Annotated in this window: 21 protein-coding genes; 13 read left to right on the top strand and 8 right to left on the bottom strand. The window is 67.4% G+C overall.

Going from position 1 to position 22,264, the window contains the following annotated elements:
- Positions 1–344 precede the first annotated feature (344 nt).
- The gene (locus AC1REK_RS06650; RefSeq protein WP_492268621.1) at positions 345–2,783 is read left to right on the top strand and encodes a hypothetical protein; all 2,439 of its coding nucleotides are present in this window, start codon (positions 345–347) and stop codon (positions 2,781–2,783) included.
- Between the two features lie 73 nt (positions 2,784–2,856).
- Positions 2,857–3,342, top strand: a complete 486-nt coding sequence (locus AC1REK_RS06645) for an isochorismatase family protein (RefSeq protein WP_492268622.1) — start codon at positions 2,857–2,859, stop codon at positions 3,340–3,342.
- A gap of 34 nt (positions 3,343–3,376) precedes the next feature.
- Here AC1REK_RS06645 and AC1REK_RS06640 read toward each other — a convergent pair whose 3' ends face one another.
- Together AC1REK_RS06640 and AC1REK_RS06635 are read right to left on the bottom strand one after the other, a co-directional pair.
- A complete protein-coding gene (locus AC1REK_RS06640; RefSeq protein ID WP_316017533.1) occupies positions 3,377–4,459 on the bottom strand; it encodes an NAD(P)/FAD-dependent oxidoreductase in 1,083 nt (360 codons plus the stop codon).
- A gap of 143 nt (positions 4,460–4,602) precedes the next feature.
- Positions 4,603–5,037: a GlcG/HbpS family heme-binding protein gene (locus AC1REK_RS06635; RefSeq protein ID WP_492268623.1), complete on the bottom strand. Its 435-nt coding sequence runs from the start codon at positions 5,035–5,037 to the stop codon at positions 4,603–4,605.
- Positions 5,038–5,232: 195 nt separating this feature from the next.
- On the opposite strand from AC1REK_RS06635, the gene lysM reads away from it, so the two are divergent.
- The 9 genes from lysM to AC1REK_RS06590 all read left to right on the top strand — a co-directional run bounded on the left by lysM (position 5,233) and on the right by AC1REK_RS06590 (position 14,220).
- Complete coding sequence (gene lysM / locus AC1REK_RS06630; RefSeq protein WP_066472202.1) at positions 5,233–5,676, top strand: peptidoglycan-binding protein LysM; 444 nt, start codon at positions 5,233–5,235, stop codon at positions 5,674–5,676.
- Positions 5,677–5,848: 172 nt separating this feature from the next.
- Positions 5,849–6,901, top strand: coding sequence for a TRAP transporter substrate-binding protein (locus tag AC1REK_RS06625; protein ID WP_327520701.1), 1,053 nt, complete (start codon positions 5,849–5,851; stop codon positions 6,899–6,901).
- A gap of 8 nt (positions 6,902–6,909) precedes the next feature.
- Positions 6,910–7,413, top strand: coding sequence for a TRAP transporter small permease (locus AC1REK_RS06620; protein WP_492268624.1), 504 nt, complete (start codon positions 6,910–6,912; stop codon positions 7,411–7,413).
- Positions 7,410–8,729, top strand: coding sequence for a TRAP transporter large permease (locus AC1REK_RS06615; protein WP_316017537.1), 1,320 nt, complete (start codon positions 7,410–7,412; stop codon positions 8,727–8,729). Before AC1REK_RS06620 ends, AC1REK_RS06615 begins: the two co-directional genes overlap by 4 nt.
- An 18-nt stretch (positions 8,730–8,747) precedes the next feature.
- Positions 8,748–9,062, top strand: coding sequence for a rhodanese-like domain-containing protein (locus tag AC1REK_RS06610; protein WP_316017538.1), 315 nt, complete (start codon positions 8,748–8,750; stop codon positions 9,060–9,062).
- A gap of 72 nt (positions 9,063–9,134) precedes the next feature.
- Positions 9,135–10,100 carry a YiiG family protein gene (locus AC1REK_RS06605; RefSeq protein ID WP_492268625.1) on the top strand — a complete coding sequence of 322 codons (966 nt, stop codon included), beginning with the start codon at positions 9,135–9,137 and terminating at the stop codon, positions 10,098–10,100.
- A gap of 135 nt (positions 10,101–10,235) precedes the next feature.
- Positions 10,236–12,545: a xanthine dehydrogenase family protein molybdopterin-binding subunit gene (locus AC1REK_RS06600; RefSeq protein WP_492268626.1), complete on the top strand. Its 2,310-nt coding sequence runs from the start codon at positions 10,236–10,238 to the stop codon at positions 12,543–12,545.
- Between the two features lie 132 nt (positions 12,546–12,677).
- Positions 12,678–13,109: a c-type cytochrome gene (locus AC1REK_RS06595; protein WP_327520695.1), complete on the top strand. Its 432-nt coding sequence runs from the start codon at positions 12,678–12,680 to the stop codon at positions 13,107–13,109.
- Between the two features lie 172 nt (positions 13,110–13,281).
- Positions 13,282–14,220, top strand: coding sequence for a cytochrome c (locus AC1REK_RS06590; protein WP_066472221.1), 939 nt, complete (start codon positions 13,282–13,284; stop codon positions 14,218–14,220).
- Between the two features lie 37 nt (positions 14,221–14,257).
- Here AC1REK_RS06590 and AC1REK_RS06585 read toward each other — a convergent pair whose 3' ends face one another.
- From AC1REK_RS06585 to AC1REK_RS06565, 5 genes are all read right to left on the bottom strand, one after another.
- Positions 14,258–15,097 (bottom strand): hypothetical protein, encoded by an 840-nt coding sequence (locus AC1REK_RS06585; protein WP_492268627.1) that lies wholly within the window; start codon positions 15,095–15,097, stop codon positions 14,258–14,260.
- 135 nt (positions 15,098–15,232) lie between these two features.
- Entirely contained in the window at positions 15,233–15,853 is a 621-nt protein-coding gene (locus tag AC1REK_RS06580; protein ID WP_066472225.1) for a helix-turn-helix domain-containing protein, read from the bottom strand.
- Positions 15,854–15,960: 107 nt separating this feature from the next.
- Positions 15,961–16,890 (bottom strand): DMT family transporter, encoded by a 930-nt coding sequence (locus AC1REK_RS06575; RefSeq protein WP_492268628.1) that lies wholly within the window; start codon positions 16,888–16,890, stop codon positions 15,961–15,963.
- Positions 16,891–17,044: 154 nt separating this feature from the next.
- On the bottom strand, positions 17,045–17,497 hold the full coding sequence (locus AC1REK_RS06570) for a GNAT family N-acetyltransferase (RefSeq protein WP_492268629.1): 453 nt from the start codon (positions 17,495–17,497) through the stop codon (positions 17,045–17,047).
- Positions 17,498–17,561: 64 nt separating this feature from the next.
- Entirely contained in the window at positions 17,562–18,341 is a 780-nt protein-coding gene (locus AC1REK_RS06565; protein ID WP_492268630.1) for an SDR family oxidoreductase, read from the bottom strand.
- 228 nt (positions 18,342–18,569) lie between these two features.
- Between AC1REK_RS06565 and AC1REK_RS06560 the strand changes: the two genes are divergently transcribed.
- The gene (locus tag AC1REK_RS06560; protein WP_327520689.1) at positions 18,570–19,403 is read left to right on the top strand and encodes a UDP-2,3-diacylglucosamine diphosphatase; all 834 of its coding nucleotides are present in this window, start codon (positions 18,570–18,572) and stop codon (positions 19,401–19,403) included.
- Positions 19,403–20,497: a glycosyltransferase family 4 protein gene (locus AC1REK_RS06555; RefSeq protein WP_492268631.1), complete on the top strand. Its 1,095-nt coding sequence runs from the start codon at positions 19,403–19,405 to the stop codon at positions 20,495–20,497. The genes AC1REK_RS06560 and AC1REK_RS06555 overlap by 1 nt, the downstream gene beginning before the upstream one ends.
- Here AC1REK_RS06555 and AC1REK_RS06550 read toward each other — a convergent pair.
- Entirely contained in the window at positions 20,436–22,223 is a 1,788-nt protein-coding gene (locus tag AC1REK_RS06550) for a cation:proton antiporter domain-containing protein (protein ID WP_492268632.1), read from the bottom strand. The two genes, AC1REK_RS06555 and AC1REK_RS06550, sit on opposite strands and share 62 nt — an antisense overlap.
- Positions 22,224–22,264: the final 41 nt, after the last annotated feature.

Raw genomic sequence — 22,264 nt, 5'->3', positions numbered from 1 at the left:
TCCTGAAGCCCTCATCCTGAGGAGCGCCGCTGGCGCGTCTCGAAGGATGGTCCGACGGTCTCCGGAGCCTCCTGGACCATCCTTCGAGACGCCATTCCTCACGGAATGGCTCCTCAGGATGAGGGCTTTGGGACTTTTCGGTCGGACACGCCTGGCAAGGTCGCAGGCGAGATTCCGCGGCCTCGGTAGCGGCGCGTTGACGCTGCCGTACGAATCTGAACGGCGCACCGGTTTCATTCAGTTTCGGTTCACGTCGCGGGCCGCATTTTGGCTGCCTGATCAAATCGGCGTGAACAACCCCCGGCAAACGGGAGGTGGGCACGCCCTGGGACCGGGGGGTCCGCTTGGACCACGCATCGACGAAGGGCGTCAGCTACAGGCTGGCGGCCGTGCTGTTCCTTTGCGCCTGGGCGCTGCTGTGCTGGCCCTGGCTGTCGGGGGCGGTGACGATTCCGTTCGACGCCAAGGCGCATTTCCAGGCGCAGATCCAGTTCCTCGCCCAGGCCCTGCATTCCGGCCAGTCACCGTTCTGGACGCATAACGTCTTCGGCGGTTCGCCGCAGATCGCCGATCCGCAATCGCTGATCTTCTCACCGGCGATCCTGCTGGCGCTGATCAACCCTTCGCCGAGCTTCCGCGCGGTCGACGCCTATGTGCTGGCGCATCTTCTGGTCGGCGGGCTCGCCCTGCTGATGTTCTTCCGCGATCGCGGCTGGCATCCGGCGGCTGGCGTGCTCGCGGCGCTGGTCTTCGCCTTCGGCGCCTCGGCGGCCTGGCGCGTCCAGCATGTCGGGCAGATCTCGAGCCTCGCCTTCTTCGCGCTCGCCTTCTGGCTGACGGCGCGCATGCTGCAGCGTTCCTCGCTGCTCTACGGTTTCCTCGCGGGGCTGGCTTCCGGGATGATGGTGCTCGACCCCGACCAGGTCGCACTGCTCGGCGCCTATGTCCTCGTCGGCATGGTGGTTTCCTACTGGATCGCCGAGGGTAAGGCCGGTTTCCGCGCCAGCCTCGGGCCGATCGCCGCGGCTTCCGTGGCAGGCGTCGCGACCATTGCCGTGCCGCTGCTCTGGACCTGGCTGTTCGCCGAGGCGACGACGCGCCCGGCCGTCGATTTCGTCGAGGCGGGCAGGGGCTCGCTGCACCCGGCCTCGCTGCTGACCGCCTTCATCGGCGACCTGTTCGGCGCCAGCGACCCGGCCGTCGACTTCTGGGGACCCTACAGCCCGCAATGGGACGCCAAGGAGCTGTTCCTGTCGCAGAACATGGGGCAGGTCTATGCGGGGGCGCTGCCCTTCCTGCTGCTGATCGCGCCCGGAATCAGCCGCGGCTGGCTCTGGGACAGGGCGATCCGGCCTTTCACCATCCTGTTCGTGATGATGGTGCTGTTCTCGCTCGGGCGCTACACGCCGTTCTTCCACCTCGCCTATGAGTATCTGCCCGGCGTCAAGGCGTTCCGGCGGCCGGCGGATGCGACCTTCCTGATCGGTGCTCTCGGCGCCGTGCTCTCGGGCTACCTCCTGCATCGCCTGCTGACCGAGGAGAAGGCGACGGCCCCCTGGCGCGATCTCGGCATCGCGGCGCTGGTGCTTGCCGGCCTGATCGGCGGCGCGCTGCTGGTCGCGCAGCGCGAGGGGCATCTCGGCGATGCCTGGTGGCCGAGCGCCGTCGCTGGCCTCTGGTTCGCGCTCGCGGCGGCGATCGTCTTTTCGCTGACGAGATGGCGCGCGGCGATCGGCCCGCTGGCAGCGTGCCTGATCGTCACGGCTGCGGTGGGCGCCGATCTTGCCTTCAACAACGGCCCGAACGAGTCGACGGCGCTGGCGCCCGAACTCTACGACGTGCTGCGGCCGGACACGAAGAACGAGACGGTCGCCGTGCTCAAGCGGCTGACCGCGCAGCCCGCCGACTCGCCGCGGCGCGACCGGGTCGAGCTGCTCGGCCTCGGCTTCGAATGGCCCAATGCCGGAATGATCCACGGCTTCGACCATACGCTGGGCTACAACCCGCTGCGGCTGGCCGATTTCTCGGACGCGGTCGGGACGCGCGATTCGATCGCCGGGCCGGACCAGCGCGTGTTCACGCCGCTGTTTCCGTCCTATCGCTGCCGCCTCGCCGATTTCCTCGGCCTGCGCTACATCGCCACGCGCGTGCCGATCGGCCAGGTCGACCGGACGCTGCTGCCGGGCGATCTCAAGCTCGTCGCCTATACCAAGGACGGCTTCATCTACGAGAACCCGCGCGCCTTGCCGCGCGTGCAGTTCGTCGGCGGCTGGCAGCTTGCCGATTTCGAGGGGATGAAGACCGCCGGCAAATGGCCGGAGGCCGATCCGCAGCGGGTCGTCCTGCTCGACAGCGAGCCCGGCGAGGGCGTGACGGAGGGGCCGAGCCGCGCCCAGGGCGAGGTCAAGCTCAAGCGCTATGGCAATACCGAGGTCGAGATCGAGGTCGAGAGCGCGCAGGCAGGCTTCGTCGTCCTCAACGATATCTGGCACCCGTGGTGGCGGGCCGAGCTCGACGGTACCGAAGTCGAGATCCTCAAGGCCAATGTCCTGTTCCGAGCGGTCAAGGTTCCGGCCGGCAAGCACAAGGTCCGCTTCGTCTTCAGGCCGCTGGAGGGCGCGATCGCCGAATTGCGCGACCGTGTCAGCGAGCCGGAGGAAGAGAGTGCGGTGGCCGAGCAGGCGCCGGAAACCGTGCCCGTGACGCCCGCGAGCGTGCCGACGCCGCCGCGCAAGCCGGTTCGTCCGTCGCCCGATCTCACCGCCTCGTCATCGGCGCACTAGGCGCACCATCCGGCCGCCCGCGCGGCAGCGGCCGGAAACTGGCCTTCCTCCTCGCCTGCCGCTAAGAACCGCCATGCGACAGGCGCTCCTGATCATCGACGTGCAGCCTGGTTTCGACCCGCCGCAATGGCTGGTCGAGGGGATCGGCAGGCTGATCGGGACCATGCCTTCGGTCGCCACGGTCGAACGCCATGACGAGTCCGTCACGCCGTTCCGGCGCCAGCTCGGCTGGGTCCCGGCGCCTGACGATGACAGCCTGATCGCGGCCGACCAGGTTCATGTGAAGCACGGCTATGGACCGCCGCCCGAGACGCTCGCTTATCTGAAGGGAGTAAAGCCGGAGCGCGTCTTGGTCTGCGGCATCCAGACCGATACCTGCGTGCTCGCCGCAGGCTTCGCGCTGTTCGATGCCGGGCTTATGCCGACGCTGATCAGCGATCTGACCGTCGGCTCCTCGCTTGATCGCTCGGGCGAACTCGGCGTCCGGCTCTGGCGCCACCATTTCAGGCACGTGGTCACCAGCCGCGAACTCGGGCTGGCCGGTCCTCGGACGGCGTGAAGCCGGCGCTGCCGGCTCCGCCGCCAAGCGGTCCTCAGGCGACGCCGAGCTTCTTCTGCAGCGAGCTCGACGAGGTCGTGTACTGGAAGGTCAGCCGCTTCTCCGGATAGACGTAGCGGTGGACCTTCTGGGCGGCGAGCGCCGCCTCGTGGAAGCCGGACAGGATCAGCTTCAGCTTGCCCGGATAGCTGTTGATGTCGCCGACGGCGAAGATGCCGGGGACGTTGGTCTCGAACTTCTCGGTGTCGACCGGGATCAGGTTCTCGTGGAGGTTCAGGCCCCAATCGGCGATCGGCCCGAGCTTCATGGTCAGGCCGAAGAAGGGCAGGAGCGTATCGCAGGAAACCTCGAAGCTGGCATTGGCATTGTCGCGGCAGATCGCGGCCTCGAGGTTCGCGCCTTCGCCGCGCAGGCCGGTGATCTGGCCGATCTTCAGGTCCATGGCACCCGACGCGACGAGGGAGCGCATCTGCTCGACCGAATGCGGCGCGGCGCGGAAATCGTCGCGGCGGTGCATCAGCGTGACGCGCTTGGCGAGCGGCTGCAGGTTCAGCGTCCAGTCGAGGGCCGAATCGCCGCCGCCGACGATCAGGATCTCGCGGTCGCGGAACATCTCCATCTTGCGCACCGCGTAGTACACGCCGCTGCCGTCGCTGCGGTTCTCATAGGCCTCGATGCCGGGGATCGGCGGCTTCTTCGGCAGGAAGGAGCCGCCGCCGGCGGCGATCAGCACGGTCCTGGCGTCGAAGACCGTGCCGGCGTCGGTGCGCAGCCGGAAGCGCGGGGCTTCCGGCGTGCCCAGCACCTCGACCGCCTCGATCATCTGGTTGAGATGGAAGGTCGGCCCGAACGGCCGGATCTGCTCCATCAGATTGTCGACCAGCTGCTGGCCGGTGACGAGCGGGAAGCCGGGAATGTCGTAGATCGGCTTCTCGGGGTAGAGCTCCGCGCACTGCCCGCCGACCTTCGGCAGGATGTCGACGAGATGTGCCTTGATGTCGAGCAGGCCGAGCTCGAACACGGTGAACAGGCCGCAGGGGCCGGCGCCGATGATCAGCGCATCGGTCTCGATGATCTCGCTGGCGGGCAGGTTCTCGTTGGCGGTCGCGGCGGTCATGATGCAATCCTGTAGAGGCTGAGGAGGCGCGCCCTCGCCTCGGGCGCCTTCCGTTGCCGCAAAATCCGCCGCAACGCAATGCGACACGCCGTAGCCGGGCCGCCGCATTGCTGCATGGCTCACCGCCGCGGGGGCGGCGCGGCTCAGGCCCCGGTGTCGCCGAGCAGCCCGGCTGCTGCGATGCCGGCCAGCGCCGCGGCCTCGTCATTATCGGAGGTGTCGCCGGAGATGCCGATGACGCCGAGCAGGATGCCGTCCGTATCGCGGATCAGGGCGCCGCCGGGGACCGGGACGAGCGAGCCGCCGATGGCGAGCGAGGCACCGTTGATGAAGTGCGGACGCTCCAGCGCCATCTTGTTGAGGGTGCGCGGCCCGACGCCGAGCGCTATCGCGCCATTGGCCTTGCCGAGCGCGATCTCGCCGCGCTTCAGGCTGGTGCCATCCTGGGCGACGAAGAGCTTCTGGGCGCCGCGGGCGTCGAGCACGGCGATGGCGAGCGGCTTGAAGCCTTGCTCGCGCGCATGCTTCAGCGCGCCGTCGACGATCGTGCGGGCCTGATCGAGAGTGAGCATGGTCATAACGATATCCCCATTGGACGGAGAGCCCGCAACGGCGAGCGCGCTCCGCGGCCGGTCTGTCGGCCCTGATGCTTCTGCCAGTCTTCGGCGCCGTGCGGAAGCGCTTGCCCGGCCGGATCGGGGTGTCGCGAGTTCCGTCTTGAACTTGTGACGCTGAGGAGGCTTGATGGGCATCCAGCCACAGGAGGACGCCCCATGGGTCTGTTCAGTTTCATCAAGGAAGCCGGATCGAAGATTTTTGGGTCTAGCCCTGCCAAGGCGGCGACCTCCGAGGAGCTGCAGAAGGAGCTCGCGAGCCATGGCCTGCCGGCCGGCGTCGAGGTCAAGGTCGAGGGCGACAAGGTCAAGGTCAGCGGCAACGCCGTCTCGACCGAGGAGGCCGAGAAGATCATCCTGGCGCTCGGCAACACGACAGGCGTCGCCTCGGTCGAATCCGAGCTGATCGTCAACAAGGAGGCGCCCGCCGCCGTGTTCTACACGGTCAAGAAGGGCGACACGCTCTGGAAAATCGCCGAGGTGCACTACGGCAAGGGCCAGGGCGCGAAGTACACCGAGATCGTCAAGGCCAATACGCCGCCGGTCAAGGATCCCGACCTGATCATGCCGGGTTGGGTGCTGCGCATCCCGCCGCAGGCTTGAGCAGCGGTATAGCCAATTCGTCGGGCAAGCCCGGTTCCTGGTGGAACCGGGCTTGCTTCGTCTTGGCTTTGGCCGTCATGTGACAGGACGAGACGGGGCACGCGGCCGGCATGGGCGCGGAAAAGCCCCGCGAGGGGCAGACGAAACGAGCGCGATCCCGGGGAGGGGACCGATGAATTTTGACCGTCGCAAGTTCTTGACGCTGGCCGGTTCGGCCGTGGCCGCGCCGGCCGTGCTGCGCGCCACCAGGGCGAACGCCCAGGAAGTGACGCTGCGCATGCACCACTTCCTGCCACCGGTTTCGAACGGGCATGCCAAATTCCTCAAGCCCTGGGCCGACAAGGTCGGGGCCGATTCGAACGGCCGCATCAAGATCGACATCTTTCCGTCCATGCAGCTTGGCGGCACGCCGCCGCAGCTCTTCGACCAGGCGCGCGACGGCGTCGTCGACATCGTCTGGACCCTGCCCGGCAACACGCCCGGCCGCTTCACCGGCATCGAGGCGTTCGAGCTGCCCTTCGTCGCGAACAAGCGCGCCTTGGTGAACTCGCTGGCGCTGACCGACTATGCCGAGCAGAACCTCAAGGACGAGTTCAAGGACATCAAGCCGATCTGCTTCTGGGCGCATGATCACGGGCTGATCCATGCCAACAAGCCGGTGAAGACGATGGAGGACCTGAAGGGTCTGAAACTGCGCTTTCCGACCCGTCTCGCCGGCGAGGCGCTGCGCGCGCTCGGCGCCAATGCCATCGGCATGCCGATCCCGCAGGTGCCGGAATCGCTCGCCCAGCGCGTCATCGACGGCTGCGTCGTGCCCTGGGAGGTGGTGCCCTCGATCAAGGTGCAGGAGCTGGTCAAGAACCACACCGAGATCCCGGGCTCGCCGACCTTCTATGTCGCGACCTTCGTGCTCGCGATGAACCGCGCCAAGTACGACGGGCTCGCCCCCGATCTGAAGGCGATCATCGACAAGAACGCCGGCGCCGCCGCAGCCGCCATGGCCGGCAAGGTCTGGGACGAGCAGGCCGTCGTCGTCGCCGAGATGGTGAAGAAGCGCGGCAACAACATCATCACGCTCGAGGAGGCGGAGGCGGCGCGCTGGCGCAAGACCACCGAGCCGGTGATCGAGGGCTGGCTGAAGACCGCGAAGGACAAGGGGCTCGACGGCGACAAGCTGCTCGCCGCCGCCCGCGCCGCGCTCGCCAAGCATCAGAACGCGGCCTGACCTGACGCATGGCGGACGGGGTGGGCGATAGGCCGCCATCGCGGATCGACGCGGTGGCGGAGGCCGTGGCGCTCATCGGTGGGGCGCTTCTGGTCGCGCTGGCGACCATGGTCGTGGTCAGCGTCACCTTGCGCAGCGATCTCGTCGGCGGGGCCGGCGTCCCCGGCGATTTTGAGCTGGTGCAGATGGCGACGGCGGTCGCCGCCTTCTGCTTCCTGCCGCTGTGTCAGCTCAAACGCGGCAACATCTTCGTCGACACGTTCACGCTGAAACTGCCGCAGCGTTGGCGCGATGGGCTCGATGCGCTCTGGGACGTGGTCTACGGGCTCGCCATGGCGCTGATCGCCTGGCGGCTCGGCGTCGGCGCGCGCTCGGCTTTCGCCAGCGGCGAGAACACCATGGTGCTGCAGCTGCCGAGCTATCTGCCGATCGCGGTCTGCGCCGTGCTCGCGGGCTTCGTCGCTGTCGCCGCCTTCGTCAGTGCGAGCCGGCTCCTGAGGCAGCCGCGATGAGCGGCTTTTCTCTCGCTCTCACCGGCTTCGGCGTGATGCTGGCGCTGATGGCGCTGCGCCTGCCGATCGGGCTTGCCATGCTGGTCGTCGGCAGCGCCGGCTATGTCCAGCTCAACGGGCTCGACCCGTTCCTGAACTATATCCGCACGACGCCCTACCAGATCTTCGCCAATTATACGCTGTCGGTGATCCCGCTCTTCGTGCTGATGGGCGCCTTCGCCGAGCGCTCGGGGCTGGCCGGCGACCTGTTCAAGGCGGCCTCGGCCTTCATCGGGCATCGCCGCGGGGGCCTCGGCATGGCCATGATCGGCGCCTGCACCGGCTTCGGCGCAATCTGCGGCTCCTCGGTCGCGACCACCGCGACCTTCGCCCGCGCGGCGCTGCCGCAATTGCGCGGCTATCGCTACGATCCCGGCTTCGCCTGCGGCGTCACCGCGGTCGGCGGCACATTGGGCATTTTGATCCCGCCCTCGGTCATCCTCGTCGTTTATGCGATCTCGACCGAGCAGAACATCGCCAAGCTTTTCCAGGCGGCGCTGATCCCCGGGCTCATGGCGACGGCGTTCTACTGCCTGACCATCTGGATCATGACGCGGCGCGACGGCACGCTCGGCCCGGCGCATGAGCGCACGCCCTGGCGCGAACGCTGGCCGCTGCTTGTCGGCGTCATCCCGGCGCTGACGGTCGCGGTGATCGTGGTCGGCGGCATCTATGGCGGCGTCTTCACCCCTACCGAGGGCGCTTCGGTCGGAGCCTTCATCATGCTGGCGATCGGCCTGTTCCGCCGCACGCTCGGCCTCGAGGGCATCAAGCAGGCGATCATCCAGACCGCCGAGACCTCGGCGATGATCTTCGCGATCCTGCTCGGCGCCGAGGTCTTCAACGCCTTCCTTGCCCTGACGCAGGTGCCGACCGCGGCGGCCGAGATGATCGCGGCCTCGGGCTGGCAGCCCTATACGGTGCTGGTCGGGCTCTTGCTGTTCTACATCGTGCTCGGCGGCGTCATGGACGAGCTCGCCATGATCCTGCTCACGCTGCCGGTCTTCTTCCCGATCGTCACGGCGCTCGATTTCGGCATGCCGACCGACGACATTGCGATCTGGTTCGGCATCCTCGTCCTGATCGTCGTCGGCATCGGCATGACCTGCCCGCCGATCGGCCTCAACGTCTTCGTCGTCGCTTCGCTGGCGCGCGACGTGCCGATCACCCGAATCTATCGCGGCGTCTTACCCTTTGTCGCTTCCGACATTATTCGCCTTGGCATCTGCGTGGCATTTCCGGCCCTGAGCCTCTATCTGGTGAAGCTCCTGAACTAGGCTGCCGGAGCGACGGGCATGATCGTGAACGACCTCGACATCGACGACATCAAGGCGGGTCTCGCCGCGGGTTCGATCCTGATCGTTGACGTGCGCGAGCCGCATGAATTCGCGGCCGGCCACATTCCGGGCTCGGTGTCGCGCCCGCTCTCGCAGTTCAACCCGGCCGACCTGCCGAACGAGCCCGGCAAACGCCTCGTCCTCTCCTGCGCGGCCGGGGTGCGCTCGCTGCGCGCCATGGAGTTCGCCCAATCGGCTGGCCTCGACGTCGACAGCCATTATATTGGCGGCTTCAAGGACTGGGTCATGCATGGCGAGCCGGTCGAGCGCTGAGCCGCCCTCTGGACCAGAGTGAGTTCAATCTCCGCCGGCTGCGATGCCGGCCGGCACGATCAGGAACGCAGAATGCCGCCTAAAGCCTACCTTCGCTCCGCCGCCCTGGCGCTCGCATTGACGACGCCCGGGTTGATGGCCCTTGCGCCCGCATCCGCCCTGGCCCAGGGCGCCGCCGCTCCGGCCGCGACCCCGGCGGGCGATGCCGGTCTCCAGGCCGCGATCTCGAAATCCAATGCCTACACGGCCCTGATGAACCGGACGCTGCGCGCCAACCAGTCCTGGGAGCGCTATGCGAGCTGGGTCGACATGAAGAAGGGCCCGACCGGCAAGGAACGCTACATCACCTATGGGCTCTACAGCCTCTACGACGTCAACAGCGAGATCGCCGCAGCCGAGCAGGCGACGGTGCGCGAGCCGGCGCTGCCCGAGATCGACCAGACGATCCGGCGCTATATCGCGGCCTACCAGGCGCTGGCGCCGCTGATCACCCGGGCCGAGCGCTATTACGAACGCAAGGACTATCGCGACGACGGCGCCGCGGAAGGCCGCAAGCTGCACGAGCAGATGGTTCCCGCGGCCAAGGCCTTCCTGCAGGAGCGGGCGACGCTCGATGCGCAGATGCGCGTCTTCAAGCGCGATCTCGACGCCAAGGAGCTGGCGGCGGTCGAGGCGCGCGAAGGCAAGTCGGCGCGCTGGCAGGTGCGCAACATCATGATCAACGCCCGCGCCATCGTCGACCTGATGCCGAGCAACGAAAGCCCGATCGTCGATCTCAAGGCGTTCGACGTGGCGGTAGCCGGCTATGCGGCGGCGGTGCGCGAGATGGACAATTTCAAGGAGCGCGAGCCCAAGGGCGTGCCCTTCATCGAATCGCAGGCGAGCTCCTGGCTCGGCAAGGTCAGGGACTTCCGCGAGAAGCTCGGCAAGTCCAAGGGCGATGTCCGCAAGGGCGCGGCCAATGACGCCAACTGGCTGATCACCAACTATAATACGATGGTTTCGCTCGCCGATACCGCAGTGCGGATGGCACGCTGACGAGGCAGGGCCGGTCTTCCCCGCAAGGGCGCGACCGGACTGCGCTGCGTGCAATGCGGAAGGCCTCCGGCCGGGGGCTGACTGAAAGCCGGCCCTGTTCCAGACTCGACTTCGAATAATTCCGAGGACACCGCCATGCGACCCATGAAGTTCGGAGTAGGCCAGCCGGTTCGCCGGGTCGAGGATCAGCGCCTGACCACCGGTACGGGCCGCTATACCGACGACACCGCCGTCGAGGGCGCGCTGCACGCCTATGTGCTGCGCTCGCCGCATGCGCACGCGACGTTCAGGATCGTCGACAAGCAGGCGGCGCTGACGCTCAAGGGCGTCAAGCTGATCCTGACCGGCGAGGACGTCGCCCATCTCGGCGACATCCCCTGCAAGGGACTGATCAAGGAAATCTCCGGCGAGGACGTGCAGCCCAACCCGGTTCCGGTTCTGCCGGTCGACACGGTGCGCCATGTCGGCGAAGCCATCGCCTTCATCGTTGCCGACACGCTAGACCAGGCGCGGAATGCTGCCGAGGCGATCGAGATCGCGTTCGAGACGCTGCCCTCGACCACCGGCATCGCCGCATCGCTCGAGCCGGATGCGCCGCAGGTCTGGCCGGGCCGTGCCGGCAATGTCGCCTTCGAGGCCGAGCAGGGCGATCGGGCGAAGACCGAGAAGGCCTTCGCCAAGGCCGACCGCACGGTCTCGGTGACGATCGTCAACAACCGGCTCGCCTCCAACTACATGGAGACACGCGCCTGCATCGCCGAATACGACAAGGCGACGAAGCGCTGGACGCTGACGCTCGGCAGCCAGGGCAGCCACGGCACGCGCGAGATCCTCGCCGACTACATCCTCAAGGTTCCCCAGTCCCGCATCCGGGTGATCACCCCCGATGTCGGCGGCGGCTTCGGCACCAAGATCTTCATGTACCGCGAATACCCGCTGACCATGGTCGCGGCCGAGAAGCTGAAGCGGCCGGTGCGCTGGGTCGCCGACCGGACCGAGCATTTCCTCGCCGACACCCATGGCCGCGCCAATCTGACGACGGCGACGATGGCGCTCGACAAGCGCGGCAAGTTCATCGGCCTCAAGGTCGATCTCGCCGCCGAGATGGGCGCCTATCTCTCGCAGTATGGGCCCTTCATCCCCTGGGTGGGCACGACGATGACGCCGGGCTGCTACAACATTCCGGCCGTGCATGTTCGCTTCCGCGGCGTCTTCACCAACACGACGCCGGTCGACGCCTATCGCGGCGCCGGGCGGCCGGAGGCGGCCTATCTGATCGAGCGGCTGGTCGATGCGATCGCCCGCGAGACCGGCAAGACGCCGGACGCGGTGCGGGCGCTCAATTTCGTCAAGCCGAGCGAGATGCCGCACAGGACCCAGACCGGCCCGGTCTACGATTCAGGCGAGTTCGAAGGCCATATGCGCCGCGCCATGGAGGTGGCGGACTGGAAAGGCTTCAAGAGCCGCCTGAAGGCCTCCCAGAAGGCCGGCAAGATCCGCGGCATCGGGCTCGCCTGCTATATCGAGGCCTGCGGCGGCGGCGGGCCGGAAAGCTCGACCGTGATCCTGGAGAAGGACGGCACCGTCACCGTGCTGATCGGCACGCAGTCGAACGGCCAGGGCCACGAGACCGCCTATTCGCAGCTCGTCGCCCAGCATCTCGACATTCCGATGGACCGCATCCGCGTCATCCAGGGCGACACCGACCGGGTCGCGACCGGCGCGGGCACAGGCGGCTCGCGCTCGATCCCGGTCGGCGGTGCGGCGCTCAACGCGGCGACGGGCATGCTCGCCGACAATCTCAAGAACCTTGCTTCCGAGGCGTTGGAGACCAGCACCGGCGATCTCGAGATCGTCGACGGGGCCGTGCGCATCGTCGGCACCGACAAGAAGCTCGACCTCAAGGCGATCGCCAACCTGCCCGGCGCCAAGGCGGATCTGCTCAGCGTCAACCAGAGCTGGACGCCGCCTGAGGCGACCTATCCGAACGGCACCCATGTGGTCGAGCTCGAGGTCGACCCGGCGACCGGCGGCACCGAGATCGTGAACTATGTCGTGGTCGACGATTTCGGCGTGACGCTGAATCCGGTCATGCTGCAGGGCCAGGTCCATGGCGGTGCGGCCCAGGGCATCGGCCAGGCGCTGATGGAGGAGATCCGCTTCGACTCGTCCGGCCAGATGCTGACCGCGACCTTCATGGACTATGCCCTGCCGCGCGCCGTCGACATCCCGAACTTCCATTTCGAGACGCGCAACGTGCCTTGCGTGACCAACGCCCTCGGCGTGAAGGGGGCGGGAGAGGCCGGCGCGATCGGCGCCTGCCCGGCGGTGATGAACGCCATGGTCGACGCGCTGAACCGGGCGGCCGGCATCAAGGCGATCGACATGCCGGCGACGCCGGTCAAGGTGTTCGGGGCGCTGCGGGCGGCCGGCTACGGAGGCTGATGCAAGATCCGATTTGCATCAGCGCAAACGACTTCACAAAAAAGGGACTTGGCGTCGTCATGATCATCGGTTGATCTGGAAGCGTTCCAAACAGCGCCGGTCCCGGCGCCAGCCTTCCAGAGGATATCGCGTATGATCCGTACCGCTCTCGTCGCCCTTGGCCTCGCCATCGGCGTCTCTGCCGTCGTCGCTCAGTCGAACCCGATCGCAGAGCGCAAGGACGCGATGAAGAGCGTCGGCGCCGCGACCCGCGAAGGTGCGGCCATCGCCAAGGGCGAGGCGCCGTTCGATGCCGCCAAGGTGCAGGGCATCTTCAAGGTCTACAGCGACGCGGCCAAGAAGGTCCCGGCCCTGTTCCCGGACAGCTCCAAGACCGGCGGCGAGACCACGGCCGCCCCCAAGGTCTGGGAAGACCAGGCCGGCTTCAAGACCGCCTTCGCCAAGTTCGAAGCCGATGCGGCCAAGGGCGCCGGCGCGACAGATCTGGCTTCCTTCCGCGCGGCCTTCGGCGACGCCACCAAGAATTGCGGCAGCTGCCACGAGGTCTACCGCATCAAGAAGTGAGCCGAACAGGCCACCAGATCCCTTCACCCGCCATTCCGGCGCGCCGCTTCGGCGAGGCCGGAATGACGGCGTTTTCGATGGGATCTGGCGGCCTCTTTGTCCCACGGGCTTTTCGGCAGCGCGTTCTTGGCCGAAACTGCCCTGGACATAATGGGCCACAGATGAGGAACCGATGCGCCGCCTGCTGATAACCCTCCTCGTCTTCGCCCTGGCGGGCATCGCCGGCTTCTTCGTTCTCACCGATCCACGGGTGGTCTCGCCGGGGCCCGAGATCGGCACGCTGCCGCAGCCGGATGTCGAGAACGGCAAGCTGCTCTTCGCCGCGGGCGGCTGTGCCTCCTGCCATGCGACGCCGGGCCAGGACGACAAGACGCGGCTCGGCGGCGGGCTCGAGCTCGGCTCGCCCTTCGGCAAGTTCCACGTCCCGAACATCTCGCCGCATACGCGCGACGGCATCGGCAACTGGGGCACGGCCGATTTCATCCAGGCGATGGCGGCCGGCGTTTCGCCGGCGGGGCAGCACCTCTATCCGTCCTTTCCCTACACCTCCTACCGGCTGATGACGCCGAAGGCGCTGGCCGATCTGCTGGCCTATATCCGCACCCTGCCGGCGGTCGAGGGCAGGGCGCCGCCGCATGAGCTGCCCTTCCCGTTCAACATCCGCCGCATGGTCGGCGGCTGGAAGCTGCTCTTCTTCGATGGCGCGCCGTTCAAGCCCGATCCCACGAAGAGCGATGAATGGAACCGCGGCGCCTATCTGGTGCAGGGACCCGGCCATTGCGCCGAGTGCCATTCCGCCCGTAACAGCCTCGGCGCGATCGTCCAGGCGACGCGTTATGCCGGCGGGCCGGACCCGGAAGGCAAGGGCTGGGTGCCGAACATCACGCAGTCCGAGGACGGGCTCGGCAAATGGTCCAAGTCCGAGATCGCGGAACTGCTGAAATCGGGCTTCACCCCGGAGTTCGACAGCGTCGGCGGCTCGATGGCGGCGGTGGTGCGCAATACCGCGCAGCTTCCGGAAGCCGACCGGCTGGCGATGGCCGAGTACCTGAAGTCGTTGCCGGCGGTGCAGGGACCGCCGCGACCGCCAAAGCCCGCGGCGGGCGGCTGAGGAACGGGGCCGAAGCGCCTTTCCCGTCAGCCCGGCGCTATTTCAGAGACGCGCCAATGGCGTCGATGTCCTTGCAGTCCCGTTCGGACGGTTTGTCGGCCGCCCGTTCGTCAACCGCCTGCATCGCCGCATGGGCCTTCCTCAGCCGTTCGATCGTCGCGGGGGATTGGTTCTTCATCAGCATGTCGGACGTCATGTCCCTGACCAGCCCGGCGCGCCGGTTAAGTTCCAGCCTGGTGCAGCCGTCTGCAGATCCTGCAACCGCCTTGTCTTCACCGGTGCTTGCAGGGGCGCCTGCCTTCGCGGGATCGAGCAATCTGACGGTTGAAACGGCCAGATCGCAGGCCGGTGCGAATTGCTCGGCCTTGTCTGCACGATAGATGCACTCGAAATTATAGGCCTTTTCGCCGATCACCGTGAAAGCATAGCGCTTGATCTGCGGACGCTCCTTGCTGAAAGGCGGACGTCCGTTGGAGAAGACCATGTCGACGGCCGGCTGGCCGAGCAGGGCCGTCATGATTGCTGACTTGAGCTCGATCGAGGGACGAACCGCGATTGCCTTAGTGAAGGCGTCGGCAATCGACTGACGCGTCCGCTCGCTCACCTCCTGGAGTTCGCCGGCATCGCGGGGTCCCAGGAAGGTGATGCGCACATCACCATTGGCCGGCGAAGAAGCCTTGACGCCCGCTACATCGCCTGTCCCATCCGCGAAGAGATGATCCAAGGAGAATTCCAGCGGGTATTCGAAGCTGTAGCTTCCGTCCTGTGCCTTGAAGGTTCTGGTTTCTGCGGCGTCGATGCGCGGCGGAGCCAGGGTCATCGGCAGGGCCAGCGCGGCGAGCAGCGTCAGGCGAGCCGAAGCGGCTGACGAGAGCATGTGAGAAAGCCTCATAACTCAACGAAATCGCTGCTTCGCTGGCCGTGATCCATCGCGTGGCGCCGCAATACGCGTCGCTCTGGCGAGGCAAGCTGGGGTCGGGCAGGTGGCCTGCTAGGGCGCGGCGGTCCGCGCTCAGTCCATCACCGCCGCCTTGAGGATGCACACCATCAGGGCGGTGCCGGGCTTGTCGCCGACGCAGCGCACGACATGCTGGCGGTCGCAGCGATAGCGCAGGGTCTCGCCGGCCTTGGCGCGCTGGGTGACGCCGCCGACCTCGACCTCGAACTCGCCTGCGCTGACCGAGAGGGATTCGATCGAGCCGCGCTGATGGCCTTCGGAATCGAGCTCGCCGCCGGGCTCGGCGCTGACCTCGTACCATTGCAGCCATTCGACGGTCTTGATCCAGCCGATGATGGCGAGCCGGAGCTTACCGTCCTCCGAGACCAGGATCGGGGTGTCCGGGCGGGCGATCTTCTCGATGAAGGCCTCTTCCTCGTTCGAGGAGAGCACCCGCTCGATCGAGACGTCGAGCGCCTGCGACAGACGCCAGATCGTCGCGAGCGTCGGATTGGTCTCGTTGCGCTCGATCTGGCTGATGATCGACTTGGCGACGCCGGACTGCTCGGCGAGTTCCGAGAGCGAGAGATTATAGGCCTTGCGCAGCCGCTGGATCGTCTTGCCGAGCTGACCGGAGATCACCTGCGCGCCGGATTCCATCTCGCGGCCGCCACGTTCTCTGGTTTCGATGCCCATGGAGTCCTTGCCTCATCGCTTCACCGCTCGTTTGGGAAAGCGAACGATCGTTTGTATTGGCGGACAATGCCTCGGATTGCTCCAAGCGGCAAGCAAAGGCTTGCGCTTCAGGTGGAGCGCGAGGGGCCGACTTCGCGGGTTTCGCGCTTCAGCAGGCCGAGCTGCTTCTCGCGCAGGATCACGTAGATCCCCGAGGCGATGACGATCAGCGAACCGGCGACGACCGCCGACGCCGGCCACTCGCCGAAGACGAACCAGCCGAGTGCGGTCGCCCAGATCATCGTCGAATACTCGAAGGGCGCGACCAGCGAGGCATCGCCATAGCGATAGGCCTGGACCAGCAGGATCTGGCCGAGCCCGCCGAGCACGCCGATGGTCACCAGGAGCAGGAATTCCTGCCAGTTCGGCATGGTCCAGCCGAGGAAAATGGTCAGCAGGCCGAGCAGCGAGGTCAGCGACATGAAGTAGAAGACGATGGCGCCGGTCTTCTCGGTGCGGGTGAGCATGCGCACCTCGACCGAGGCGAAGGCGGAGCAGAAGGCGCCGCCGAGCGCCAGCAGCGCCCCGATGGCCGGGGCTCCCGACAGGCCCTGCGCGAACGCATCCGGTTTCATATGGGGGGATAGCATCAAGAGCACGCCGAGGAAGCCGATGCAGACGGCGGTCCAGCGATAGACCCGGACCTTCTCCTTCAGGATCAGTGCTGCCAACGCCACCAGGATCAGCGGGGCGGCGTAGCCGATCGCGACAGCATCCGAGAGCGGCAGCAGGTGCAGGGCGGCGAAGCCGAGGAACATGCCGGTCGAGCCGATGATGCCGCGCTTCATATGGCCGCGCAGATTGCTCGTCTTCAGGGCGCTCGGAAACTCGCTGCGCCAGGAAAGCCAGATCACCAGCGGGATCAGGGCGAAGAAGGAGCGGAAGAACACCAGCTCGCCCGTCGGATAGCGCGCGGCGAGCAGTTTGATCGCCGCCGACATCAGCGTGAAGGACAAAGCCGAGAGCAGCTTGAAGCTGATGCCGAGGAGAGGGGACAAAGCGAAGTTCGGGGCGTGGGGGGAGGAGTCTTGTAGAGGACCACCTCCTTAGACCACGAGGCTGGAGTCGTTCAAAGCGTCGATCTTGCAGGGCCGACCGGCAGGGCGCGGGACGCGACGGCCATCGGCAAGGCGCATTTCCCCGCAGGCGGCTTCAACGAAGCGCGTATTCGAGCACCTCGTCGCCGGCCTCGTCGAAGCTGCCGGTCGAGCGCCAGCCGAGATGCCGGTAGAAGCCGTAGGAGCGGACCTCAGGATGGGCCGAGCAGCCGAGGAACAGCCGCTCGAAGCCGTGTTGCCGGAGATCCTCGACCATCAGCGAGAGCAGTTTCTTGCCAATGCCCTTGCCTTCCTGGTTCGGCAGCAGAGCGAGGACGGCGATCTCGCCGCTGTCGCTATGGCCGAAGCAGTAGCCGACGATCTTGCCGTCTTCGGTCGCAACATGGCCGGGCAGGCTGCCATCGGCGATGGCGTCGCGCCAGCTCTCCAGCGTGATGCCGCGCTCCGCCAGTTCCGCGGCCGAGAAGGCGTTCTCGCGCGTCAGGCCGCGCAGGACGATGCAGTCCTGCGTGTCGTCGGGAACGGCTTTTCGATAGGCGATGGTCATGGCGGTCCGGCAGTTTGGGTGAACGGGCCGGCGGCGAGGCGCGCGCCGGCCCGTCCTTGTCGCGTCAGAAGTTGGCCCGGAACGAACCGCCATCCATCAGGAAGTTCTGGCCGGTGATGTAGCCGGCATGGACGCTGGCGAGGAAGGCGCAGAGCTTGCCGAACTCCTCGGCCTCGCCGAAACGGCCCGCCGGGATCTCGGCGCGGCGCAGCTTCATCACTTCCTCTTCCGAAATGCCCTTCATCGCCGCGACGCGCTTGGTCGAGGTGGTCAGGCGGTCGGTGGCGAAGACGCCCGGCAGGATGTTGTTGATGGTGACGTTGGCATGGGCGACCTCGCGCGCCACGCCGGCGAGGAAGGCGGTCAGGCCGGCGCGGGCGGCGGAGGAAACGTCGAGCCCGGTCAGCGGCGTCAGCACGCTGGCCGAGGTGATGTTGACGATGCGGCCGAAGCCGCGCTCGATCATGCCGTCGACCACGCGCTGGGTCAGCTCGAGCGGCGTTGCCATGTTCTGCGCGACGCCTTCGAGCAGGGCCTCGCGCGTCACCTCGCGGAAGGGCTTCGGCGGCGGGCCGCCATTGTTGTTGACGAGGATGTCGACTTGCGGCGATGCGGCGAGCAGCGCGTCCTGGCCGGCCTTGGTCGAGACGTCGGCGACGACCGCGATGACCGTCGCGCCGGTGCTGGCGCGGATCGCGCTCGCGGTTTCTTCCAGGGTCTTGGCGTCGCGCCCGTTGACGACGACGGTGCAGCCGGCCTCGGCCAGTGCCTGAGCGCAGCCGCGGCCGAGCCCCTTGCTCGAGGCGCAGACGATGGCGGTGCGGCCGGCGATTCCCAGATCCATGGTGTTCCTCCGAATTTCCAGTGCCGCAGCCAAAGCACGGTTTTCCCGCCGCGTCATCAAAGCGTAGCGCAAATCAGGGAAACGCCGGTGAGCCCGCTCCGACCGGCTGCCAAGCAACCAGCCGGAAAAGCGGTCTCGAACTTGGGTCGAAAGACGGATTTACCGCCCAGATTGTCCCAATCCGGGCAGATCCGGCTCTCGCATTGCAACAGGATGGGCTGGCGGCACATGAGCGACGACAGCGACGCCAAGCAGGTTCGCAGCATCTTCATCTCCGACCTGCATCTGGGTACGCGCGGGGCGCAGGCGGACCTCGTTCTGGAGTTCCTGCGGGCCTATGACGCGCCGCAGATCTATCTGGTCGGCGACATCATCGACGGCTGGCGCCTGAAGAACGGCTGGTACTTCCCGCAGGCCCATAACGACGTGGTGCAGAAGCTGCTGCGCAAGGTGCGCAAGGGCTCGAAGCTGGTCTACGTCACCGGCAATCACGACGACTTCCTGCGCGACTACACCGGGCTGCAGTTCGGCGGGATTACGCTGGTCGACGAGATCATCCATGAGGCCGCCGATGGCCGGCGGATGCTGGTGATCCATGGCGACCTGTTCGACCTCGTCGTGCGCAACGCCAAATGGCTCGCGCTGCTGGGCGACTGGGCCTACACCTGCGCGCTCGTGCTGAACCACGGGATCAACAAGGTGCGCCGGACCCTGCGCCTGCCGCACTGGTCGCTCTCGGCCTGGGCCAAGCACAAGGTCAAGAACGCGGTCAACTATATCGGCGAGTTCGAGCAGTGCCTGGCCGACGAGGCGCGCCGGCACAAGGCCGACGGCGTGATCTGCGGCCATATCCACCATGCGACGCAGCGCCAGATCGACGGGCTGACCTATATCAACACCGGCGACTGGGTGGAGAGCTGCACCGCGGTCGTCGAGCATGACGACGGCCGCTTCGAGATCATCCGCTGGCCGCAGCACCGCTTCAGGGGCGAGAATCCGGGCCTGTCGGCCGTGTCCGCCCCGCAGCGGCCGGCGCCGGTGCTGGTCGGCGAGGCCGCCTGATGCGCGTCCTGATCGCCACCGACGCCTGGCGGCCGCAGATCAACGGCGTCGTGCGCTCGCTGGAGCGGATGTTCGAGGCGGCGCCCGATTTCGGTGTCACGGCGCAGATGCTGACGCCGGAAGGTTTTCGGCAGGTCGGCCTGCCGTCCTATCCGGACATCCGCATCGCGCTCGCCAGCCAGCAGCAGGTCGCAAGGCGCATAGCAGAGTTCGGCCCCGACCATATCCACATCGCGACCGAAGGGCCGATCGGCTGGCTGACCCGGGCGGTCTGCCTCGCCCAGAAGCGCACCTTCACGACGAGCTACCACACCCGCTTCCCGCAATATGTCGCCGCCCGCTGGCCGATTCCCGAAAGCTGGAGCTACCGCTTCCTGCGCCGCTTCCACGCGCCGGCGGCCGGGGTGATGGTCTCGACGGCGACGGTCGAGGCCGAGCTGCGCGACCACGGCTTCGAGCACATCCTGCGCTGGGGCCGCGGCGTCGATCTCTCCCTGTTCCATCCGCGGGCCGCGAGCGTGCTCGACCTGCCGCGGCCGATCTTCCTCAGCGTCGGCCGGGTCGCGGTCGAGAAGAACCTCGAGGCGTTCCTGTCGCTACGCCTGCCGGGCAGCAAGGTCGTGGTCGGCGACGGGCCGGCCCTCGCGGACCTGAAGCGTGCCTTTCCGGAGGCCCATTTCCTGGGCTCGCGCGAGGGCGAGGAGCTCGCGGCCATCTACGCCTCCTCGGACGTCTTCGTCTTCCCGAGCCTGACCGACACCTTCGGCATCGTCCTGCTCGAGGCGGCGGCGAGCGGCCTGCCGGTCGCAGCCTTCCCGGTGCAGGGGCCGAGCGACGTCTTCGCCGGCAGCAATGCGGCGGTGCTGCATGAGGATCTGCGTCAGGCGGCGCTCTCGGCGCTCAGGCTGTCGCGCGAGGCGGGGCCGGAGCTGGCGGCGCGCCATAGCTGGCAGAGCAGTGCCGAACAGTTCTACGGGCATATCCGCCGGGCCGCGCAGGGCACCGCAACGCGGCCGGCGCCCGTGCAGAACGTCACAGCCTTCGCGAGCGCGCGTGGCGGGGAAGCGAACGGCCGGGCGCGCTCGCCGGCTTGAGCTCGCTGCGGAAATCGTCGCGGCGCTGATGCACGGAGGCGATGACCAGGCCCATCGGCACGCCGAGGCCGACGAGCGCGGCTTCCGATAGCTGCAGGCTGGCCTCGATCGTCTCCGGCACGGCGTCGTTGACGCCGATCTCATAGAGATGGCGGGCATGCCTGGCGTCGCGGGCGCGGGCGACGATCACGAGGTCCGGCCGCATGGCGCGCGCGGCCTTGACGATCTCGTCGACGGCGCGCTGGTTGTCGATCGTCACGATCAGCGCGGTCGCCTCCTGCAGCCCGCAGAGGCGCAGGAATTCGGGCCTGGACGCGTCGCCGAAGAAGGCCGGCCGCCCGGCGCGGCGCTGGCTGGCGACGAGGGCCGGATCGGCATCGATCACCAGGAAAGGCGCCTTGTGCTGTTCCAGCATCTCGCCAACCAGGCGCCCGACGCGGCCGCAGCCGACGACGAGCGCGCGCGCGGCGTGGTCTTCGGGCGGCAGGATGCGGGCCTCCTCGGGCAGAGTGACCGTCGGGGCGAAGCGCGCCGCCAGCGTCCGCGCGAGCCGGGCGGCCAGGGGCAAGGAAATCATGGTCAGTGATACCGCCGCCAGCACGAGGCTCGAGGCTGATCGTTCGACGAGTTCGGCCGCAACCGAGGCGCTGAGCAGGACGAAGGCGAACTCGCCGCCGGGGCCGATCAGGATCGCGCTCTCCAGGGCCGTCGCACGCCCGAGCCGGAAGAAGCGCGCCAGCAGGAAGGTGATCACCGCCTTGGCGAGGAAAAGTCCGAGCGCGATCGCGATGATCGCCCATGGCTGGGCCGCGAGCGCCGCCGGGTTCACGCTCATGCCGACGGTGAGGAAGAAGACGCCGATCAGCAGAGCCTTGAACGGCTCGATCGTGACCTCGATGGCGCGGCGATACTCGGTTTCGGCGAGCAGCAGCCCGGCGATGAAGGCGCCCAGCCCCATGGACAGGCCGGCTGCGGCGGCGATCAGCCCGGTGCCGAGCGCGACCAGCAGGGTCGCCGCCAGGAAGCTCTCGGAGGAGTCGGTTGAAGCGACAAGCCGGAACAGCGGGCGCATGGCGACGCGCCCGATCACGATGATGGCGGCGATCGCCGCGACCGCCTGGAGCAGCGCCTGGGCGAGGCCGGCCAGCAGCGAGCCGTTCTCCTGCGAGCCGAGCACGCTGATCAGGAAGAGCAGCGGGATGACGGCGAGGTCCTGGCAGAGCAGGATCGCGAAACTGGCGCGGCCGGCCGAGGAGGTTATCCGGCGGTGGGCCGAGAGCAGCTCCACCACCATCGCCGTCGAGGAGAGCGCCAGCGCAGTGCCGATGATCAGCGCCGCCGTCGCCGGCTGGCCGAAGGCATAGGCGACCGCGCCGATGACGCTGGCGGAAACCGCGACCTGGCCGAGGCCGAGGCCGAAGACCAGCCGCCGCATCGTCATCAGCCGGTCATAGGACAGCTCGAGACCGATGATGAAGAGCAGGAAGGCGATGCCGAGTTCGGCCGGGCCGGCCAGGGCATCGGCATTGGAAACAGTGATGGTGCGCAGCAGCGGCACCTTGGCGACGAGCCCGCCGAGGCCGAATGGCCCGAGCAAGGCGCCGCATGCGATGAAGGCGACGACCGAGTTGACGCGGAAGCGCTTCGCGAAAGGCACGATGACGCCGGCCGTCGCCAGGACGACCACGGCGTCGCGATAGGTTGAGGGGTCGATCGTTGCGGCCACATGCCCCCCGAAGCGAACGGACGATTCAGCTGATGCCGAAT

Source organism: Allobosea sp. GW823-FHT02B03 (genome assembly GCF_058797755.1).
Note: the sequence above shows the minus strand (reverse complement) of the source record. Positions and strands in the feature narration are given on the sequence as shown.

What these genes read in the sequence shown, in the direction of transcription:
- AC1REK_RS06560 (WP_327520689.1), top strand. Translation starts at nt 18,570, where the DNA reads ATGAGCGACGACAGCGACGCCAAGCAGGTTCGCAGCATCTTCATCTCC.
- AC1REK_RS06605 (WP_492268625.1), top strand. Translation starts at nt 9,135, where the DNA reads ATGCCGCCTAAAGCCTACCTTCGCTCCGCCGCCCTGGCGCTCGCATTG.
- AC1REK_RS06570 (WP_492268629.1), bottom strand. Translation starts at nt 17,497, where the DNA reads ATGACCATCGCCTATCGAAAAGCCGTTCCCGACGACACGCAGGACTGC.
- AC1REK_RS06625 (WP_327520701.1), top strand. Translation starts at nt 5,849, where the DNA reads ATGAATTTTGACCGTCGCAAGTTCTTGACGCTGGCCGGTTCGGCCGTG.
- AC1REK_RS06645 (WP_492268622.1), top strand. Translation starts at nt 2,857, where the DNA reads ATGCGACAGGCGCTCCTGATCATCGACGTGCAGCCTGGTTTCGACCCG.
- AC1REK_RS06640 (WP_316017533.1), bottom strand. Translation starts at nt 4,459, where the DNA reads ATGACCGCCGCGACCGCCAACGAGAACCTGCCCGCCAGCGAGATCATC.
- AC1REK_RS06615 (WP_316017537.1), top strand. Translation starts at nt 7,410, where the DNA reads ATGAGCGGCTTTTCTCTCGCTCTCACCGGCTTCGGCGTGATGCTGGCG.
- AC1REK_RS06565 (WP_492268630.1), bottom strand. Translation starts at nt 18,341, where the DNA reads ATGGATCTGGGAATCGCCGGCCGCACCGCCATCGTCTGCGCCTCGAGC.
- AC1REK_RS06555 (WP_492268631.1), top strand. Translation starts at nt 19,403, where the DNA reads ATGCGCGTCCTGATCGCCACCGACGCCTGGCGGCCGCAGATCAACGGC.
- AC1REK_RS06580 (WP_066472225.1), bottom strand. Translation starts at nt 15,853, where the DNA reads ATGGGCATCGAAACCAGAGAACGTGGCGGCCGCGAGATGGAATCCGGC.
- AC1REK_RS06590 (WP_066472221.1), top strand. Translation starts at nt 13,282, where the DNA reads ATGCGCCGCCTGCTGATAACCCTCCTCGTCTTCGCCCTGGCGGGCATC.
- AC1REK_RS06635 (WP_492268623.1), bottom strand. Translation starts at nt 5,037, where the DNA reads ATGACCATGCTCACTCTCGATCAGGCCCGCACGATCGTCGACGGCGCG.
- AC1REK_RS06595 (WP_327520695.1), top strand. Translation starts at nt 12,678, where the DNA reads ATGATCCGTACCGCTCTCGTCGCCCTTGGCCTCGCCATCGGCGTCTCT.
- AC1REK_RS06610 (WP_316017538.1), top strand. Translation starts at nt 8,748, where the DNA reads ATGATCGTGAACGACCTCGACATCGACGACATCAAGGCGGGTCTCGCC.
- AC1REK_RS06600 (WP_492268626.1), top strand. Translation starts at nt 10,236, where the DNA reads ATGCGACCCATGAAGTTCGGAGTAGGCCAGCCGGTTCGCCGGGTCGAG.
- lysM (WP_066472202.1), top strand. Translation starts at nt 5,233, where the DNA reads ATGGGTCTGTTCAGTTTCATCAAGGAAGCCGGATCGAAGATTTTTGGG.
- AC1REK_RS06585 (WP_492268627.1), bottom strand. Translation starts at nt 15,097, where the DNA reads ATGCTCTCGTCAGCCGCTTCGGCTCGCCTGACGCTGCTCGCCGCGCTG.
- AC1REK_RS06620 (WP_492268624.1), top strand. Translation starts at nt 6,910, where the DNA reads ATGGCGGACGGGGTGGGCGATAGGCCGCCATCGCGGATCGACGCGGTG.